Annotated in this window: 12 protein-coding genes and 2 pseudogenes; 4 read left to right on the top strand and 10 right to left on the bottom strand. The window is 70.6% G+C overall.

Going from position 1 to position 18865, the window contains the following annotated elements:
• Window positions 1–55 precede the first annotated feature (55 nt).
• Window positions 56–1081 carry an ABC transporter permease gene (locus tag MCAG_RS26250; protein ID WP_007075978.1) on the bottom strand — a complete coding sequence of 342 codons (1026 nt, stop codon included), beginning with the start codon at window positions 1079–1081 and terminating at the stop codon, window positions 56–58.
• A gap of 93 nt (window positions 1082–1174) precedes the next feature.
• Window positions 1175–2254, bottom strand: coding sequence for a substrate-binding domain-containing protein (locus MCAG_RS26245; protein ID WP_007075977.1), 1080 nt, complete (start codon window positions 2252–2254; stop codon window positions 1175–1177).
• 293 nt (window positions 2255–2547) lie between these two features.
• Between MCAG_RS26245 and MCAG_RS26240 the strand changes: the two genes are divergently transcribed.
• Window positions 2548–3597, top strand: coding sequence for a LacI family DNA-binding transcriptional regulator (locus tag MCAG_RS26240; protein WP_007075976.1), 1050 nt, complete (start codon window positions 2548–2550; stop codon window positions 3595–3597).
• Here MCAG_RS26240 and MCAG_RS32920 read toward each other — a convergent pair.
• The 8 genes and pseudogenes from MCAG_RS32920 to MCAG_RS26210 all read right to left on the bottom strand — a co-directional run.
• Window positions 3575–3733, bottom strand: a pseudogene (locus MCAG_RS32920) (PLP-dependent aminotransferase family protein); the annotation flags it as partial. The gene MCAG_RS26240 and the pseudogene MCAG_RS32920 sit on opposite strands and share 23 nt — an antisense overlap.
• 44 nt (window positions 3734–3777) lie before the next feature.
• Window positions 3778–4404: a hypothetical protein gene (locus tag MCAG_RS35260; protein ID WP_232290287.1), complete on the bottom strand. Its 627-nt coding sequence runs from the start codon at window positions 4402–4404 to the stop codon at window positions 3778–3780.
• Window positions 4289–4909, bottom strand: a complete 621-nt coding sequence (locus MCAG_RS35255) for an FUSC family protein (RefSeq protein WP_007075974.1) — start codon at window positions 4907–4909, stop codon at window positions 4289–4291. Before MCAG_RS35255 ends, MCAG_RS35260 begins: the two co-directional genes overlap by 116 nt.
• A gap of 44 nt (window positions 4910–4953) precedes the next feature.
• Window positions 4954–5328 (bottom strand): sensory rhodopsin transducer, encoded by a 375-nt coding sequence (locus MCAG_RS26230; protein ID WP_232290286.1) that lies wholly within the window; start codon window positions 5326–5328, stop codon window positions 4954–4956.
• The gene (locus MCAG_RS26225) at window positions 5328–6539 is read right to left on the bottom strand and encodes a D-arabinono-1,4-lactone oxidase (RefSeq protein WP_232290285.1); all 1212 of its coding nucleotides are present in this window, start codon (window positions 6537–6539) and stop codon (window positions 5328–5330) included. The genes MCAG_RS26230 and MCAG_RS26225 overlap by 1 nt, the downstream gene beginning before the upstream one ends.
• Before the next feature lie 532 nt (window positions 6540–7071).
• A complete protein-coding gene (locus MCAG_RS26220; protein WP_157548239.1) occupies window positions 7072–9534 on the bottom strand; it encodes a glycoside hydrolase family 65 protein in 2463 nt (820 codons plus the stop codon).
• Window positions 9531–12197 carry an HAD-IC family P-type ATPase gene (locus tag MCAG_RS26215; RefSeq protein ID WP_036375330.1) on the bottom strand — a complete coding sequence of 889 codons (2667 nt, stop codon included), beginning with the start codon at window positions 12195–12197 and terminating at the stop codon, window positions 9531–9533. Before MCAG_RS26215 ends, MCAG_RS26220 begins: the two co-directional genes overlap by 4 nt.
• 424 nt (window positions 12198–12621) lie before the next feature.
• Window positions 12622–13122, bottom strand: a complete 501-nt coding sequence (locus MCAG_RS26210; protein ID WP_232290284.1) for a MarR family winged helix-turn-helix transcriptional regulator — start codon at window positions 13120–13122, stop codon at window positions 12622–12624.
• A 65-nt stretch (window positions 13123–13187) separates the two neighbouring features.
• Here MCAG_RS26210 and MCAG_RS26205 point away from each other — a divergent pair, with 65 nt between their 5' ends.
• The 3 genes and pseudogenes from MCAG_RS26205 to MCAG_RS26195 all read left to right on the top strand — a co-directional run bounded on the left by MCAG_RS26205 (window position 13188) and on the right by MCAG_RS26195 (window position 18321).
• Window positions 13188–13733 carry a dihydrofolate reductase family protein gene (locus tag MCAG_RS26205; RefSeq protein WP_036375327.1) on the top strand — a complete coding sequence of 182 codons (546 nt, stop codon included), beginning with the start codon at window positions 13188–13190 and terminating at the stop codon, window positions 13731–13733.
• A gap of 79 nt (window positions 13734–13812) precedes the next feature.
• A pseudogene (locus MCAG_RS35250) lies at window positions 13813–14449 on the top strand (IS1634 family transposase); the annotation flags it as partial.
• Window positions 14450–14841: 392 nt separating this feature from the next.
• Window positions 14842–18321 (top strand): NB-ARC domain-containing protein, encoded by a 3480-nt coding sequence (locus MCAG_RS26195; RefSeq protein WP_007075966.1) that lies wholly within the window; start codon window positions 14842–14844, stop codon window positions 18319–18321.
• Window positions 18322–18865 lie beyond the last annotated feature (544 nt).

Raw genomic sequence — 18865 nt, 5'->3', positions numbered from 1 at the left:
TGTCCGCTGTCCGCGCTGCCCGGCCGCCCGGCGGGGGTCTGCGTGGTGGTGGCGGTCATGACCTCACCTTCCTGATCCACTGGTCGACGGCCACGGCGAGGATCACCAGCACGCCCACGGCGAGGACGCGGTACTGGTCGTCGACCCCCGCCAGGGAGAGGCCGCTACGGAAGAAGCCGACGATCAGCGCGCCGAGCAGGGTGCCGAGCACGGCGCCCCGGCCGCCGAAGAGGCTGGTGCCGCCGATGACGACGGCGGTGATGCTCTCCAGGTTGGCGTCGGTGATCGCGTTCGGGCTGGCCGCGCCGGCGCGTCCGATGAGGATCCAGGCGGTGAGGCCGTAGATGGCGCCGGCGACGAGGTAGACGCTCAGCAGGACACGGTCGACCCGGATGCCGGCGAGCCGGGCCGCCTCCTTGTCGTCCCCGACCGCGTAGACGTGCCGGCCCCAGGCGGTCTTGGCGAGGGCGAACCCGACGGCCAGGTAGAGCAGGAGCACCATGATCACGCCGACGGTGATCCGGAACCGGCCGACCGGGAAGGTCTCCCCGGTCCAGCTCAGCACCGCGGGCAGGTCGGTGCCCTGCACGCTGCGCCCCTCGGAGTAGAGGAGCCCGACGGCGGTGAAGACGCTGAGCGTGCCGAGGGTGACGATGAAGGGCGGCAGTTTCAGCCGGGTCACCAGCCCGCCGTTGAGCGCGCCGGCTGCAGCGCCCACCACGACGGCCAGCCCGATGGCGAGCAGGCCCGGCAGCCCCTGCCCGACGGCGATCTTGGCGCCCAGCATCATCGCCAGGATGGTGATCGCGCCGACCGACAGGTCGATGCCCGCGGTCAGGATGATCAGCGTCTGCCCGACGGCAAGCGCGCCGATGACGGCCACCTGCTGGAGCACGAGCGAGAGCGAGTTCGGCGAGGCGAAGCGGGGGTTGAGGGTGGCGAAGACGACGAACGAGATGACGAGGACGAGGAACGGGCTGATCGCGGGGTGGGCGTGCAGGACGTGCTGCACACGTTGCAGTGGCGAGTGCCGGCGCAGCGCGAACTCCTGCGCGGCGGTCGTCGGTGTGGTGGCGGTCATCGCGGGCTCCCTCTGCCGGTGTCGGCGGTGACGGACGGGGTGCCCGGGCGAGGGCGCGGGGTGGATGCCCCCGCCCCGCCCGCGGCCGGTGGCTCAGCCCCAGCAGCGCTGGGCGCCGTCGGTGCTGGTGATGCTCTCGACCCCGGTGGCGGTCTTGTCGGTGACCAGGGCGACGCCGGTGTCGAAGAAGTCGAGACCGTCGGTGACCTTCGGCTTCTCCCCGCCGGTGGCGATCTTCTTGATCGCCTGCACGCCCAGCTCGGCCATCTTCAGTGGGTACTGCTGGGAGGTGGCGCCGATGACGCTGTCCTTGACCTGCTTCACGCCGTCGCAGCCGCCGTCGACGGAGACGACCAGGACGTCCTTCTTCCCGGCCGCCTGCAGCGCCTTGTGCGCGCCGACCGCGGCCGGCTCGTTGATGGTGTAGACGACGTTGATGCCCGGGTTCTTGGTGAGGCAGTTCTCCATCGCGGTCCGGCCGCCGTCCTCGGCGCCGTTGGTCGGCTCGTTGCAGGCGATCGTGTAGCTGCCGCCGGAGTAGCTGCCGGTCTTCGCCTCGTCGCCGTTCTTCTTCTTGTCGGCCGTGTCGATGCCCATGCCGGTCAGGAAGCCCTGGTCGCGGTTGTAGTCGACGGAGACGATCTTGTCGCTGAACAGGTCCAGCAGGGCGATGGTGGCCGGCTTGCCGCCGAGCTGGACCGCCGTCCACTTGCCGATCAGCTCGCCGGCCTTGAAGTTGTCGGTGGCGAAGGTGATGTCCACGGTGTCCGCCGGGTCCGGCGGGGTGTCCAGGGCGATGACGTAGAGCCCGGCGTCGCGCGCCTTCTTGATGGCGGGGTTGACGCCGGGGCCGTTCGGCGTGATGAGGATGCCGGCGTCGCCCCGGGCGATGGCGTCCTCGATCGCCTGCACCTGGCTGGCTTCGTCGCCGTCCTCCTTGCCGGCGGCCAGGGTCAGCTTGACGCCTTCGGTCTCGGCGGCTTTCTTGGCGCCGTTCTGCATGGCGACGAAGAAGGGGTTGGTGGAGTTCTTGGTGATCAGGGAGACGGCGACGGTCTTGCCGCCGGAGGCGTCGTCGCCGGAGCTGTCACCGCATCCGCTGACGACCAGGACAGTCGCCGCGGCGGCGGCGAGCAGCATGGCGGCGCGGCGGCGGCGGGTGCGCTGGATCATATGTGCTCCCTCGGGGGTCCCATGGTCCTGCCGTGGCAGAGGCTGACAACGATGTCAGCGCAGTTTCCGAGGTGTTGACCGCCGATGTCAATAAGTTGAGCACGAGTTTTTCAGGAGCAGTACGTAACCCGGCCGCAACTCTTGACAACGATGTCAGCAGCCTCGACGATGCCCCTGCACGTACCGGCCGGACGGCGTGGCCAGCGGGCCGATACCGTGTCGGTCGATCACCGTCGGTCGGTGGCCACGGCGTTCCGATGGCCGCCCGCCACACCCGTCCGGTAGGAGCGCCCATGCACAGTGCCGCCTCCGCCGCGCCGTCCGAGGGCCGGGCCCGGCCCACCCTCCGCGACGTCGCCCAGCTCGCCGGCGTGAGCCCGAAGACCGTCTCCCGGGTGGTCAACGGTGAGGCGGGCGTCTCCGCGCCGAAGACCGCCGCGGTGCGGCGGGCGATCGCGCAGCTGGACTACCGGCCGAACTTCACCGCGAGCAGCCTGCGGCGCGCCAACGGCCGCAGCGCGGCCATCGCCGCGGTCCTGGAGGACCTGGCCAACCCGTTCTCCGCCGCCCTGCACCGGGCGCTGGAGGACGTCGCGCGGGAACGGGGCGTGCTCATCTTCGCCGGCAGCGTCGACGAGAGCCCGGAGCGGGAGCGGGAACTGGTCCACGCCTTCACCATGCGGCAGGCCGACGCCCTGGTCGTCGTGCCGGCCAGCGACGACCAGAGCTACCTCGCCGGCGAGGTCAGCTCCGGCACCCCGGTGGTGTTCGTCGACCGGCCGCCGATCGGCCTCCCGGCCGACGCCGTGCTCGCCGACAACCACGAGGGTGCCGCGACCGCCGTCCACCACCTCGTCGCGCACGGGCACCGAAACGTCGCCTACCTGGGCGACCTGCAGACGATCGCCACCGCCCGCCAGCGCTTCCAGGGCTTCCGCGAGGCCCTCGCCGAGCACGGCATCCGGCCGGCCGGCGTCGTCCACGACCTGCACACCGAGCGCGAGTCGGTGGAGGCGGCACGCCGGCTACTCACCGCCGACGCCCCACCCACCGCGCTGTTCACCTCGCAGAACCTGGTCACCGTCGGCGCCATCCGCGCCCTCCAGCAGCTCGGCTGGCAGGACCGGGTCGCCCTGGTGGGCTTCGACGACTTCCCCCTCGCCGACCTGCTCCAACCGGCCGTCACGGTGATCGCGCAGGACGCGGCCGAGATGGGCCGGGTGGCCGCGTCACTGATCTTCCGGCGGCTGGACGGCGAGCGGTGGCCGCCCCGCACCCACCTGGTCCCGTCCCGGCTGATCCCCCGCGGCTCCGGCGAGATCAGGGGACCGCACCCGGGCTGACGAGCCCGGCGTGGGCCAACTCGTCGGTGACCAGCGCGGCGAGCCGGTCCAGCCCGAGGCCGATCTGGTCCGGGGTCACCGCGCTGACCGACAGCCGCAGGGCGTTCACCGTCGCGCCGTCGTCGTAGAAGTCCGCAGCCGTCGGGCGGTGGCGCTAACGGTAGGATGGGGACGGCTTGGTCAGTAGCCGGCGGCGGCGCGGCGGACCAGCCGGCGCGCCTCGTCGTGCCGCACACCGGTGGCCCGCAGCAGCTCGTTGGCGACTGTCCGCAGCTGGGAGACCACGATCGTCCCGGAGAATCCGATGTCCTGCCGGCACGCCTCCCCGGCATGGCGCACCGCCTGCAGTACGCGCTCCCGGGCCTGCAGCGGCTCCTGCCCGGCCAGGAACTCGCGGTGCAGCAGCCGCACGGCCGCTGCGTAGTGTTCGAGCGCGGCGGGCAGGTCCGGTGGCACCGACTCGGCGTCCCGCAGGGCGGTGCCGGCACGGCGGACCAGGGTTCGGCTGTTGCGGAACGCCCGCTCCATGTGCTTGACGCCCTGGCGGTAGGCGCGCACGATCCGGCGGCGGCGCCAGCGGAGCGGTGAGAAACGGACCACCTCGTCGGCTGCGGTCACCACCTGGGTGAGCTGGGTCAGCTTCGGCTCCGAGTCGCGCATCTGGTCCAGCACCGCCTCCGCCAGGCGGGCGTCACGATCGGTGAGAGACTTGGCGCAGATGGTGATCTGGTGGGCAAACAGGTCCAAGGCGGTGTCGGCGGCCCGGCGTACGGTGCGCAGCGGGTTCAACGGTGCGAGGACCAGCATCACGAGGAGTCCGACCGCGCCGCCGACCAGGGCGTTGACCGTGCGCGGCAGCTCCAGGTCGGGAATTACCGGGGGTCAGCGTCGCCACCAGCACCGCCGTGGCGCCGGCCTGCGTCATCAGCAGGCCGGCGCCACGGATGGCGGCTGCCCCGGTGACCGCCAGGAAGACGATCAGTCCGGTCTGCCACGGCCCGGTGCCGAGCACGGCGATCAGCAGGTCACCGGCCGCGATGCCGAGACCGACGCCCACGAGCAGCTCGATGGTGCGCCGGGCACGGTTGCCCAGCGACGTGGCGATCACCGCCACAGCGGCGGCCGGAGCGAAGGTGGGTTCCTCGGTGCCCAGCACCTCGTGGGCGATCAGCCAGGCGATCGCCGCCGCGAGGCCGGCCTGGACGCCGATGATCAGGTACGTCCGCAACCGCCGCACGCTGTCCCGGCCGGTGCCCGCGAGCCAGGTCCGCAGCCAGCCGGCCAACAACCCACCCGCAAGGTCGGACGCCATGGCGGCGGTTACCCGTGCTGACGCCGGTCGAACTTGGCACGCTCTCAGGCCGGGTACGCCATGGTGCCGGTCAGCGCCACCGTTCCAGGCAAGCGGGTGTCCTGGCGGAGGAACTGCACGACCACCGGCACCGGCGAGCGCAGCACGCACCCGTACGGCCGGTCGAGGAGGACCGCCTCGGGATCGATCAAATCGTTGACCCGGATGTGCCGGATCCTCCGCCCGCCGACCAGGAGCCGGTACGGCCCGGCCGGGTCGGCGTCTTCGTAGTAGAAGTCGAGGGCCAGCTCGGCCTCCCGGTCCGTGGCGTTGAGCACGCAGAGCTGGTCGAAGCCGGTGAACCCCGGTTCCGGGCCGTGACTGGGGAACGGCACCCGTCCGCCGGACACCACCCACGTCCGCGCGCCGATCTCCGCCATCACGCCTTCCCCAGCAACCGGGCCAGGTCGGGGCTGAGGAACACCCCGTCCGGGTCGAGCCGGCGGCGCAGCTCCTGGAAGTCGTCCCACCGGGGGTACAGCGGGCGCAGCTCCCGGGCGGTCAGCCAGTGTTTCTTGCCCCAGTGGGGCCGGCCACCGTACTGCCGGAAGACCGCCTCCACGTCGCGGAAGTATTCCTCGTACGGCAAGGAGGTGTTCTGGAGGCACGCGATGGTGGTCGTGGGCCGACCGTACGCGTTGCTGAGCCAGATGTCGTCGGCGGCGATCGTGCGGACCAGCACCCGCCAGCCCACGTCCCGGCGGTGCCGCTCCCGGATCCGGCGGCGCACCTCGGCGAAGCACGCTGGGAACGCCTCCGACGGCAGCATGTACTCGATCTCCTCGAATCGCAGCTCCCGGTGCTGGGGGATGGTCCGGTGGGTCGGGCCCACCCGCACCTCGCGCGGGTCCTCCCAGGGCCCGGAGCCGGGAACGCGCGGCACGGCCCACGGGCGCTCGGCCGCGACGTCGTCCGCCCGGTTCATGATGCGCACCTGCGTCATGTCGCTGCGGGGGTACCAGTAGAAGTCCATGTTGCGGTTGGTGTGCTGGAGTTCCGCGAGGTGGTCGAGGGTCCAATCCACCGGGGCGCACCACGCCCGCCGCTTCAGCTCGTACCGGGGCTGCACGTCCAGCGTGACCTGGGTGACGACACCGAGCGCGCCCAGGGAGAGCCGGGCCGCCGGCAGCACCTCGGGGTTGTGCTCGGCGGAGATGTCCAGCGCTTCGCCGGTGCCGGTGACCAGACGGATCCCGGCGACCTGGGTGCTGAGATTGCCGAACCCCAGGCCGCTGCCGTGGGTGCCGGTAGCGGTGGCCCCGGCGATGGACTGATAGTCGACGTCGCCGAGGTTGTCCATGGCCAGACCGGCGTCGTACAACCCCTCCCCCAGGTCCTTGAGTCGGGTCCCCGCCCAGACCGTCGCTGCATTCCCGTCGTCATGGATCACCCCGGAGAGCCGGTCCAGGCTCAGCAGGATCCCGCCGGTGCGCACCAGCGGGCTGGACGAGTGGCCCGAACCGACCGGCCGAACCGTGGTGGCGGTCTCCCGCGCGCGGCGCACCAGGTCGCGGACCTCGTCCTCGGTGGCGGGCTCGGCGTGCTCACCCGGCGTGAACGCCAGGCTGCCAGACCAGTTGACGAACTCCACCACACAACCCTTTCCCGCCGTCGCGCCGGCGCTTACCCGCCCCTTCGCCGAATAAGCGCCGGGTCGGCCAGCCCAGCATCATGACCGACCGGGAGATCGCCACCCACGTCGGCGCGTTCCTCCAGCACCACCCGTTTCGGCGGTTGGTGTCGTAGCCGACCGATGGGAACCAGCCGGACCTGGCCCGGCATCTCGATGACCACCCGGCGCGTCGACGGGACGTCACCGTGGACCGGAACGGGGACGGGGCGCTCACCGCGTGGACGACCGGTTGCCACATGACCCGCTGCCCACGGTCGGGACCGCGGCGTCTGCGCTGGACAAGGCGACCCAGGTGCTGTTACCGACCGAGATCGGCGGGCCGTTCGGTCATCCTGGTTGCGCAGTTCGCCCTCTGGAGGGCCCAGCCTCGGCGGGTCGGGCGGTACGTTGAACAGCGGCCAGATGAAGGCGTGGACCACCCGCAGCGGCAGATTCCGCCAGCTTGCCGTCTTCGGGCCTTGTCGACGCGGACGCGTCGGCTGTCGAGCGCCTACGGGCGTGGCTGCCCGGTCGCGAGATCCTGGCGCACACAGCTCTCGCCGGTGAGCCGGTACGCCTGACCGTTGACGATGACGGTCACTGGCGGGGCGGTGGTGGGGAGTGCGCGCACAGACACCAGGTGGCGGCTGCAGTGGATGCGGAGCCAGTGTCCCCGGTAGCGCAGGTCGAAGTCGAGGTGGGTGAGGGTGTCCGGTAGTTGCGGGTGGAGATGGAGCGCATCGTCGCGGGTCTCCAGGCCGGTGTAGCAGCGCTGGAGGATGTCGGCTGTGCCAGCCATCGCGCCGAGGTGGATGCCCTGACGGGTGGTGCCGTCCTGGGTGTCGGAGAGGTCTGTGGCGAATGCGTCACGCAGGAGGTGCCAGGACTTGGAGCGTTCGGTGCGGGCGAGGACCCAGGAGTGCACCACACGGCTGAGGGTCGACCCGTGGGTGGTCCGGGCGAGGTAGTGGTGGACGGTGGCCGGGATGGTCGCGGGGTCAAAGTCGTAGCCCAGCCGGTGCAGGAGTGCGGTGACTTCTTCCGCGCTGAACAGGTAGAAGAGCATCAGGACGTCCGCCTGCTTCGACGTCTGGTAGCGGTTGGTGTGGTCGCCCTCGGCCTCGAGGATGAGGTCGAGGCGGCCCACGTCGCCGTACCGGTCGCGATATGCCTCCAGGTCTAGTTCGTCGAGGTCGGCGAAGCCCTCGAACTGACTGATCAGGCCGTTGGGCAGGAACGGGACGTACAGGCGCCGGCTGAGGTCGTCCCAGTGGGCGACTTCTGAGTCGTTGACCTCCAGCCGCCGCCAAAGGTCGTCGGTGTGGTGCCCACCGAGGATGCGGTAGGCGTCGGCCGCGCGGGCGAAAGCCCAGGCGGTCATAACGTTGACGTAGGCATTGTCGTCGATACCTGATCCTGGGCGGTCGGGGTAGCCGTCGTGGAACTCGTCCGGGCCCATCACGCCCCGAATGTGGTAGCGGTCGTCCCGCGGGTCATGGGCGACGACGGCTGCCCAGAACCGGGCGATGTCGACGAGGAGTTCGGCCCCGTAGGTGGCAAGGAAATCGATGTCGTCGGTGGCCTGGTGGAACTGCCAGACGTTGTAGGCCACGGCCAGGTTGACGTGGTGTTGCCGGCGGGAGTTGTCGGGCATCCACCGCTGGGAGAGCGGGTTGTGGAACCAGTCGGGTGTCTCCTCGCGGCCGTCACTGCCGCTCTGCCACGGAAACAACGCGCCGGCCAGACCGAGCGCGCGGGCGAGTCTGCGAGCCTGGGGCAACCGGCGGTGCCTGTAGAGCAGCAGGGCCCGGGTGAGCTCGGGGGTACGCAGGTTGAGCAGCGGAAAGACGAACAGCTCGTCCCAGAAGACGTGCCCCCGGTAGCCTTCGCCGTGCCACCCCCGTGCGGGCACGCCCGCGTCGGCGTCCGCGGTGTACCCGGACAGAGTCTGCACCACGTGGAACAGGTGTACATTGAGGGCCCGCCGTTCCCACATTAAATCGTGGCCGCCGATGCGGAGGTGGAAGCGCCGCCAGAGCTGTTCCCAGGCCAGGAGGTGCGCATCCCGTAGGGCGGGGAACGGTGGCGCGGTGGTGATCTCGCCCAACGCGGCGTCCAGCGGTTCGGAGATGGCCCGATCCCGGGACGTGTTCGAGGCGACGATCTTGTCGATCACGACCGGCGTTCCCGATGTCATGGTCAGGTGGATTTCGTGCCCGACGTGCCCGGGGCCGCTGAGCTGTTGGCGGGAGACCGGCCCGTCATGCTGGTAGAGCACTGTGCGGGCGGCCTGGGCGATCCGGATGAGGGACTGCGTGGTCCGCACGGTCAGCCAGCAGGCGTCCCCCTGGTGCCCGGTGGCACAGTCGGTCAGGTGGTGCCGGGCCAACGCACCGTACTCGGCGACGTTGTCGTTGGTGACGCGGGCGTCCAGAAGGCTACGAACGTGTAGCGGTCCCGACCAGTCCAGGGCGGTGATGGTCGTACGGAGACAGGCCACGTGCGGACGATCCATCGAGACGATCCGCTCCTGGACGACGCGGGTGCACCGACCGCGCGGGTCTTGGACCACCATGTCCCGCCGCTCCGTGCCCTGCCGCAGGTTGAGCGCCACGTGTTGGTGCGCGACGTGGAACACCGGGCGGGAGAACCAGGGCCCGTCCGGGTGGCGAAACGTCAACGGCAACCAGTTGGGCAGGTTGACCAGGCTCTCATCGACCCGGCGGCGGCCGTCGACGTTCGAGGTCAGCCGGTTGTAGAGCCCTGCGACGTAGGTGGCGGGATAGTGCACGCCGTCGGCGGTGGACTCGGTCGCCGCTCCGCGGGTCACCTGATAGCCGTTGCCCAGCGCCAGCAACGCCTCCCGCGTCCCCTCGGCGGCGGCGTCGAAGCCCTCGTAGCCCAGCAGCCACTCATCAGCGGGCAGACGGCACAGCCCGCACTGATCAGCCGTCGTCGGGTCCCGCGAGGTCACATCAGGTGCCTTCGTAGTCGCTTGTCGATCGCAACCACGGCTGCGGCGGCGGCCGCGATCGCCAGAATGCGCAGCCAGACACCGCCGCCGATCGGCGCGGTGTTGAACACGCTGTTCATCACCGGCAGGTAGGTGATGACGAGCTGGGCGACGGCCTGCAGCGCCACACCGGCCAGGATCCACCGGTTGGAGAACAAGCCCACGTGCCAGGCCGAGTGGACCAGGGACCGGCAACTGAACAGATAGAACGTCTCCACCACAACGAAGAGGTTGAGCGCAGCGGTGCGTGCTTCGGCCACACCGGCACCGCGGGCCTGTTCCCACTGGAACAGCCACCAGGAACCGGCGACGAGCAGTGCGGCCACCAGCACGATCCGGACCACGAGAGCGCCGGTCAGCAGCGGCCGACGCGGGTCGCGCGGCGGTCGCCGCATGATGCCGGCCTCCTTGGGCTCGAAGGCGAGCATCAGGCCGAGCAGGACAGCGGTGGTCATGTTGATCCACAGGATCTGCGTCGGTAGCAGCGGCAGGGTGGTGCCCAGGACGATGGCCACGAAGACGACCAGCCCCTCACCAAGGTTCGTCGGCAGCGTCCAGGCGATGAACTTGGTGAGGTTGTCGAACACCCCGCGGCCCTCCTCGACCGCGGCTTCAATGGTGGCGAAGTCATCGTCGGTGAGCACCATGTCGGCGGCCTCCTTGGCCACCTCGGTCCCGGAGCGCGCCATGGCGATCCCGATGTCCGCCTGACGCAGGGCCGGAGCGTCATTGACCCCGTCACCGGTCACCGCGACCACGTGGCCTCGCTGCTGGAGCGTCTCGACCAACCGCAGTTTCTGCTCCGGCGACACCCGGGCGAACACCGCAGCGCGGTCCACTGCCTCCGGCAACCGCTCGGCGGGCAGTGCCTCCAGGTCTCTGCCGGTGAGCACCCGCCCCTCATGATCGTCGCTGAGTACGCCGAGGTGGGCGGCGATGGCGGTGGCCGTCGTCGCGTGGTCCCCGGTGATCATCTTCACGCCGATGCCAGCTGCGTGACAGGCCTGCACCGCAGGCGCGGCGGCACTCCTGGGCGGGTCCAGCATGGCCTGAAGGCCGGTCAGGCTCAGGGTGCCGGGCAGGTCCTCCTCGCCGAAGCCGGCGGACTCGCCGGCCGGACGCACGGCCGTCGCGAGGACCCGAAGTCCTCGGCCGGCCAGGTTCTCCGCCGAGCAGAGGACCGCCTCGGCGTCCAGCGGACGGCGGTGTCCGTCGGCACCCATTTCGGATCGGCACATCGACATGACCCGCTCCATGCTGCCCTTGACCAGTACGACCTCGCGTCCGGAGTCGTGCTCACTGTGCAGGGTGGCCATGTACTGCCGCTCGGAGCTGAAGGGAATCGTGGCGGTACGCGGACGCTCTTCATCGAACCGGTCACGGTCGATGCCGCCCTTCCCGGCGACCACCAGCATCGCGCCCTCGGTCGGGTCGCCGGCGAGGATCCACTCGCCGTTCTCCTCGCGTAGTCGGGCGTCGTTGCAGCCAGCGCCCGCGAGCAGCGACCAGTGCAGTGCCTGACTTGTCGCCTCGCTGGCCGGGGCGCCCGAACCGTCGCAGATCTCCCCCTCGGGCCGGTAGCCCGAACCGGTGACGGTGAACTCGCCGTCCGGCGTCCACACCGCCCGCACCGTCATCTGGTTTTCCGTCAACGTGCCCGTCTTGTCGGAGCAGATGACCGTGGTGCTGCCCAATGTCTCGATCGCCGGCAGCCGGCGGACCACCGCTCGTCGTCGCGCCATCCGCGTCACTCCGATGGCCAACGTGATGGTGACCGCCGCCGGAAGCCCTTCGGGGATCGCCCCCACCGCAAGTGCAATGGCCGCGGTGAACGTCTCGGACGCGTCCTGCCCACGAAGCACACCGACACCGAAGGTCGCCGCCGCCAGGATAAGGATGGCCACCGTCAGCACTTTGCTGAACCGGGCCAACTTGCGGGTCAACGGGGTCGCCAACGTCTCGGCCGCACCCACCAGCCGGTGGATCTGCCCCAACTCCGTCTCGGCACCAGTAGCCACCGCGATGCCGGCACCACTGCCCGCCGTCACCAGGGTGCCCGAGTAGACCATGTTGCGCCGGTCCGCCACGTCGGTCACTTCCGGCAGTTCCGCCTCGTCCTTGGTCACCGGAACCGACTCGCCGGTCAGCGCCGACTCGTCCACCCGAAGTTCGGCCAGCCGTACCAGCCTAAGGTCGGCCGGCACCTTGTCGCCTGCCTCGAGCACGATCAGGTCGCCGGGAACCAGTTCGTCCGAGGAAATCATCCTCTCCTGCCCGTCGCGCAACACCCGCGCGTCGGTGCGCACCATCGACCGCAGGCTGTCCAACGCGGCCTCCGCCTTGGACTCCTGCACGTACCCGATCGCCGCGTTGATCAGTACGACGCCGAAGATCACCATCGAGTCCACGTACTCGTCGAGGACCGCCGTGATCACAGCGGCCGCCATCAGCACGTAGATCAGCGGGTGGTGGAACTGTCGCAGCACCCGCCGCAGAAGACCACCGCGACCGGCGGCAGGCAGCACGTTGCGTCCGTACCGTTCCAGACGGCGCGCAGCCTGCTCCCCGCTCAAACCACGGTGCGGGTCCGTCTCCAGCAGGAGCACCACCTCGTGGGTGGACATGGTGTGGTGTCCGTCCTTGCGAGGTGACTCAGCCGGCTCCCCAGACCTCACCGTCACCTCGCAAATCGGGAATCGAACTCACACCGCCGGCCCGGAGCCGGGTTCCCCCTAACCTGGAGAGCTGAGCTGCGGCCCGAGCAGCTAATGGAATCCTCGGCGAAGCCGAAGGCGGACGACCGGAAAATACGCCAGAACACCACGAAAGATCGTACGAGACCGACCCTGACGGCCCCTTTTCGAGCCCGGGCCACCGGGTCACCGCCGAACCTCGTGGGGTACCAGACGTGCACGGCTGGCTGAGGGTTGAGGCCGTCGCCATACCGATCGCGGAATGGTCAGCGCGCGACGGACTCCACGTTCAGCGAGCGGTCGAACCCACTGGTGCGGTGCCACACGAGAGCTCACGTGGTCTGCCCACAACGAGCTACCCGCCGGCGTCGCGGGTCTGGCGCCACCGGCGCTGCAGGCCGGCCACCTCCTGGAGAGCCCGCTTGAAGGTGGCGTATGCCTCGACGCCGAGCGCCTGTGCGTGGCGGCGCTCGATGGCGGCGAGAATGGCACGCGCCTTCGCGATCTCGTCGAGCCCGGACGCGGTCGGCACGACCAACTTGGCCCGCCGATCGCGCGGATCGGGCTCACGCGAGACGTAGCCGAGCTGCACGAGCTCGTCGACGATCGTGCCGACGATCTGCTTGTGCTGACCGGAGCGCTGGGCCAGATCCGTCGGCCGGGTCCCGGCACGGTCGAGGAACGCCAGCACCGACCCATGCCGCGGCCGGACATCGGGGTGCCCCCGCTCGGCCAGGGTCTCGAACAGCTCCTCCTGCACGGCACGCATGTACTGGCCCGTCAACATGCCCACATCGGGCTCGACCAGCTCGTCACCCATACCATCCCCAGTTTCGTCGCGATTCTTGACTGTCACGATTCTTGACTATATGGTCTGTGGCAAGTCGATCGCCACACGACACGCGAAAGGAACCACCGATCATGCGCAAGATCATCGCCTCGACGTACACCACCCTCGACGGCTTCATCGACAACCCGCACCTGTGGTCCATGCAGCACAACAGCGAAGACGCCATGGCCTACGCGCTCGAACTCACCCTTGGCTGCGACGCGCTGCTGCTCGGCCGGGTCACCTACGAAGGCATGGCACAGGCTTGGCCGAACATGGGCGGCAACCCCTACGCCGACCACGTCAACAGCATCGCCAAGTACGCCGTCTCCGCCACCCTGGACACGCCCGCTTGGGACAACTCCCACATCATTCCGGGCGACAAGCTGATCGAGACAGTCACCGCGCTTAAGAATGAGCCGGGCAAGAACATTCTCGTCTGGGGCAACGGCCGGCTCACCGACGACCTAGCCGCACACGGCCTCCTCGACGAGTACCGAATCTGGATCTACCCCGTCATCAAAGGCGGCGGCGAGCCCCTGTTCCGGCCCGAGAGCAAGGCCGCCGTCGAACTCATCGACAGCACCACGTTCAGCTCCGGCGTCGTCGTCCTCACCTACCGCCCAACCCAGCCCTGACCGCCCCCGCAGATGCCTCAGCTTCGTGGCGTACGTGCGGACGGTGAGGACGGTGAGGACGGCTTCCGGGGCGCGGGCGGTGCAGATCGTGCACTCGCAGTGCCGGGGATCGCGGGATCGAGCACATCGGGTCTGCGCACACCGATGCGGACTTGGAGTTACTCAAGGCGGTGCGCGGCAGCGGCTGGCCGCGGGGCAGGCCGAGTTGGACCTGCGGCTGCCGGACGGTCCGGCAGGCGGAGGTGCTCCGCTGCCGATCACGTCCACGCGGGCCGGGCATCTGCTAAACGCGTTGGGTCACGGGTATCAGGTTCTGGGGTGCGCCGCGGCTGCCGAGTCCGACGAGGTGTTCAAGGCGTTGGTGCTGGCCAGGATCATCGAGCCGGCCAGCGAGCGCGACTCGCTGCGGGTGTTGGACGAGGCCGGGGCGTGGGCGCCGTCGTACGCGACCGGTCAAACGGCGGCTACGGGTGTACGCCACAGGAGGTAGGGCCGCCGACGACGCTGAGCCGGCGGTTGATCCGGCTGGCGGTCCGTGGCGTGCCCCGCCGGCACGCGCCTGCGCCGCCCACGTGCGCTCGGGCCCGGCGACGTTGCTGCTCTACGACGTCACCACGTTGTACTTCGAAGCCGACGAGGGTGACGGGTTCCGTGAGCCCGGCTTCTCGAAAGAACGCCGTCTGGAGCCGCAGATCACCGTCGGGTTGCTGACCGAGCTGCCGAATTCCTGACGCGCCGTCGGGATCGTTCGTCCTGGCCGGTTGCGGGGTGATGATCACTGTTCGCGGTCGTGTTCTCTCCGTCGGCGGCTGCGGGATGGGGTGTGCGGGTGTCGATGCAGCCGCGGTTGCGGGTCCAAATTCCTGATCAGACGGTGATGGTGGCCCGCGCGGCGTTCCCGAAGGGCAGCGTGCCTGCCTGGAAACACTGTCGGTGGCCGCACCGGACTGGCTGGCCACGGCGATCGGCGTCGGCGAGTGGGCGTACCGGGGTCGGCGTCTCTACGCGGGTGGGTCCCATCGGCTCTACCGCTTCGAGTTCCGCCGACCGCCCGGAACAGGCCAGGCAGGGGTGGCATCCGGGCTCCACTGACTAGTTTGATGGGATCATGCGCCGTCGATGGGCGATCACGGTGGTCGCCGCGACCTTCCTCGCGGCGATCGCCACGGCCGTGTCCGGGGTGGCGCTCAACGTCGCCACCGGCGGCGACGCCGCCTGGTTCCCCACCATGGAAGATCATCCGCTGCGCTGGCTGGCGGCCTCGGCGACGGCGGTCGCGGTGGCCGGGGTGCTGGTCTGGTGGGCCCAGCAGGGGTACGAGCAGAGCCTGGTCACGTCGGTCCCCGCCACCCAGCGCCCGGAGCCCTGGGTCGTCGACCGCCCCCGCGAAATGGCCGGCATCGTGCGCGCGCTCCGTTTCCAGCCCGGCGCCACCACGGTGGGGATCACCACCGCCGTCCACGGGGCCGGCGGCTTCGGCAAGACCACTGTCGCCCGCCTGGTCCGCGCCCACCCCCGGGTGCTACGCCGCTTCGGCCGGCGCATCCACTGGGTCACCCTGGGCCGCGACGTCCGCCGCGGCGCGCTGGTCGAGAAGGTCAACGACCTGGTCCGGCAGATCGATCCGGCGCGGGCGCAGCCGTTCACCGACGTACGACAGGCCGCCGACCATCTGGCCTCGGTGCTCGCCGACGGCCCCCGCCGCCTGATCGTCCTCGACGACGTGTGGTTTCCCGACCAGCTCGCCACCTTCCCGGTCGCCGGACGGTGCGCCCGGCTGGTCACCACCCGCAACCCGTCCCTGGTCGAGCACGGCGTGCCGGTCAAGGTCGACCAGATGTCACCGGAGCAGGCCCGGCGCGTGCTCACCGCCGACCTGCCCGGCCCGCTGCCGAACCCCGTGATCGACCGCTTCCTCGTGGAGACCGGCAACTGGCCGCTCCTGCTCCGCCTGGTCAACAAGATCCTGCTCGATCAGGCCCGGTCCCGGCCCGACCTGGCGGCAGTGGCGCAGGACCTGCTGGCCCGGCTGCGACGGGACGGCGCGCTGGAGGTCGACGAGCTGAGCGGGGCGTCCTCGCAGACGCTGGACGTCAACGACCCGGAACAGCGGGAGAAGGCGGTCCGGGCCACCATCGAGGCGAGTACCGGCCTGCTGAGCGAGGGCGAGCACCGGCGGTTCGCCCAGCTGGCGATCTTCGCGGAGGACGAGTCCGTGCCGGTGCGGCTGGTGGCGGCGCTCTGGGAGGCTTCCGAGATCGACACCGCGGCCTGGTGCGCGCGCCTGGCCGACCTGGCGCTGGTGACGCTGTCCCCGGCGGACGGCGGCCGGATCAGCCTGCACGACGTGATCCGGGACTACCTGGCCAAGACGCTCACCCACGCTGCCCGGCTGCATCGCCGGCTGTTGGACGCCGTCCACACCGGGCCGTGGTGGGAGCTGCCGGACACCGAGCGATACCTGCGGGACCATCTGATCGAACATCTACTGGCGGCCGGCCGCCGGGACGAGGCCGAGGCGCTCGCCCTGGACCTGCGCTGGATCCTCACCCGGCTCGAGGACGCCGGACCGGCAGCCCCGGCGGCGGACCTGGCGCCCTTCGACAGCCCGCGCGCCACCCGGCTCAAGCATCTGCTCGCGCAGGCCGACCACCTTCTGGGGCCGGCCCAGCCGGCCCACGCATGCGCCGACATCCTCCTCGACCGCGTCGCCAACGACCGGGACTGGGGCGGCCCGGCCAAGCGGATCATCGCCGCCCGTACGACGCCCCGGCTGGTCAGCACCTGGCCGCTTCCCGACCTGCCCAGCTCGCGGCTGCTGCGCACGCTCGCCGGTCACGACCACTTCGCCAGCGCTCTGGCGGTGACCCCGGACGGCGACACCGTGGTCGCCGCCGACCACATCTCCGTGCTGACCTGGGACGCCGCCACCGGTCGCCTGCGCACGAAGGTGGACGGCGGTGGGACCGTGCAGGCCCTCGCACCGGACGGCGCGACGTTCGTCGCCCGCAGCCTCTTCGGCACCGTGACCCTTCGCAGCACCCTCACCGGCCGGCAGCTCGCCCGGATCGGTCGGCGACTATGGCGGCTGAACGAGGTGGCGATCGCCCCGGACAACTCCTGGCTCGCCACGCTCACCTTCCACCGGTTCGTGCGCATCTGGGACACCACGACCGGACGGCAGCGGTCCAGCCTCGGCAACCTCTTCTCCATCCGCCATCTGGCCGTCTCGCCCGACAGCACGCGCATCGCCACGTTCGGCTCCGGCTACGCCGTACAACTCTGGGACGCGGCCACCGGCCGTCGGATCCTCGGGATCCCCACCCCGAGCCAGTTCATCACCACGGTGGCGATCACGCCGGACGGCAGCGGGCTCGCCACCGGCGACATAGACGGAACCGTGCACATCCGCGACACCGCGACGGGACGGGTCCGGGCCACGGGGCCGCGGCACGAGGGCTGGATCGATCAGATCGCGGTCTCGGGCGACGGCGCCTGGATCGCCACCGCGGGCCACGACCGCACCATCCGCGTCTGGAATCTCGCCGACGTCCGGCGGGGCACCGTCCTGCACGGACACCTCCGCAACGTCCGTGTGGTGGCCCTGGCGCCCGACGGCAGCTGGCTCGTCTCCGGGAGCGAGGACGCGACGATCCGCGTCTGGGACAACCGCACCCGCACGGATCGCGTCCCCACCTCGTCCGGCACCCCGGTGGCCGCGATGGCGCTCGCGGCGAACGGCACCTGCCTCGTCATCGCCCGATCCGACTACGGCGTCCGCTTCCTGGACCCGCGGACCGGCGGGGAGACCGCCGCCATCAGCCGGAAATCGCCTGCCGTCGCCGCCGCACCGAACGGTGACTGGGTCGCCATCGCCGACGGCTCCGACGTGCTTCTGTGGGATGTCGGTGCCGACAAGCCCCGGGCCCGTCTCCACAGCCACCGGGAGGACTACGCCCGCCCACCCGGACGCCCGCCCGTCGTCCACCGCGCCTCGATCCGTGCCGTCGCCGTCTCCCCCGACGGCGCCTGGATCGCCATCGCCGACGACCACGTCGTGACCGTCCACAAGGTGTCCACCGGCCTGGAGCAGTGCCATTTCGCCCTCGTCGGACGGCTGCACGCTCTCAAATTCGCACCGGACGGCTCCTGGCTGGCGACGGCCGCCGACAACGGGACGATACGCACCTGGGACACCCGCTCCGGTCTGCAGCGGACCCGGGTCAGGAGCCGGGCCCGGCATCTGAGCGCGTTCACGACGACACCCGACGGAGACTTGCTGCTCATAGCCGGCCGGTTCGGAGGCGTCTTCGCCACGGGCGTGGCCGACAAGCGCATCGGCAAGGAACTCACCGGCCACCCCGACCAACCCAGCGCGATGGCCGTCACCCCGGACGGGCGCTGGGTCGCCGGTTGCTCCGCCTCCGGCGCCGTCTGGATCTGGGACTTCCACCGCGGCCCGGTCGTCGCCATGACCCGCGTCGACGGCAACCTCATCGCCTGCGCCTGGAGCCCGGACGGCCGCCATCTTTACGCCGGCGGGTCGAGCGGGCCCTACCGCTTCGAGTTCCGCGACCGCCCCGCCTGATCCGGCTGTCTGGCGTCTTCCGACCGGTGCGAGCGTGAACAGGCCCTGGTCGAACGACTCGTGCAAACCCGCCGCGCGTCGACCCGTCGAGTTTCCTGGTCAGCCAGCCCTCCAGAGCGGCCGGAGGGTCATCGTCCACGACGTCCATGAGGGTGAGGATCTCGACCACGAGCGGCGGCTGGGTTCGCAGATGCCCGGCATCGAACAAGGCGGGCTGCACCCAGCGGGTCACCGGCGCCCCGGCGACCTGTGGCGGCGCCTTGGGCGGGCGTCCCCCCCGCCAGCCACCCCCGCGTCCCTTGGCGCCGTAGCGGCGCGGCATGGTCGGCGGCGGTGCGTAACGCCGGTCCAGGCCTGCGAGGAACAGCTGATGGTGGCGCACCTCGGGCAGATACGGCGCGAGGACGACCGCATTGCGGGCGTCGTCGGCCAGGGCGAGCCGGTCGAGGCGGGCCTGGCACCAGCACAATCGGCAGAAGCCCTTCAGCCGGCGGGCGAGTCCGCATGCGCCGCAGTCACCCACGTGATAATCGGCTGTCGTCAA

The sequence above is a fragment of the Micromonospora sp. ATCC 39149 genome, from assembly GCF_000158815.1.
Lineage (GTDB): Bacteria > Actinomycetota > Actinomycetes > Mycobacteriales > Micromonosporaceae > Micromonospora.
Note: the sequence above shows the minus strand (reverse complement) of the source record. Positions and strands in the feature narration are given on the sequence as shown.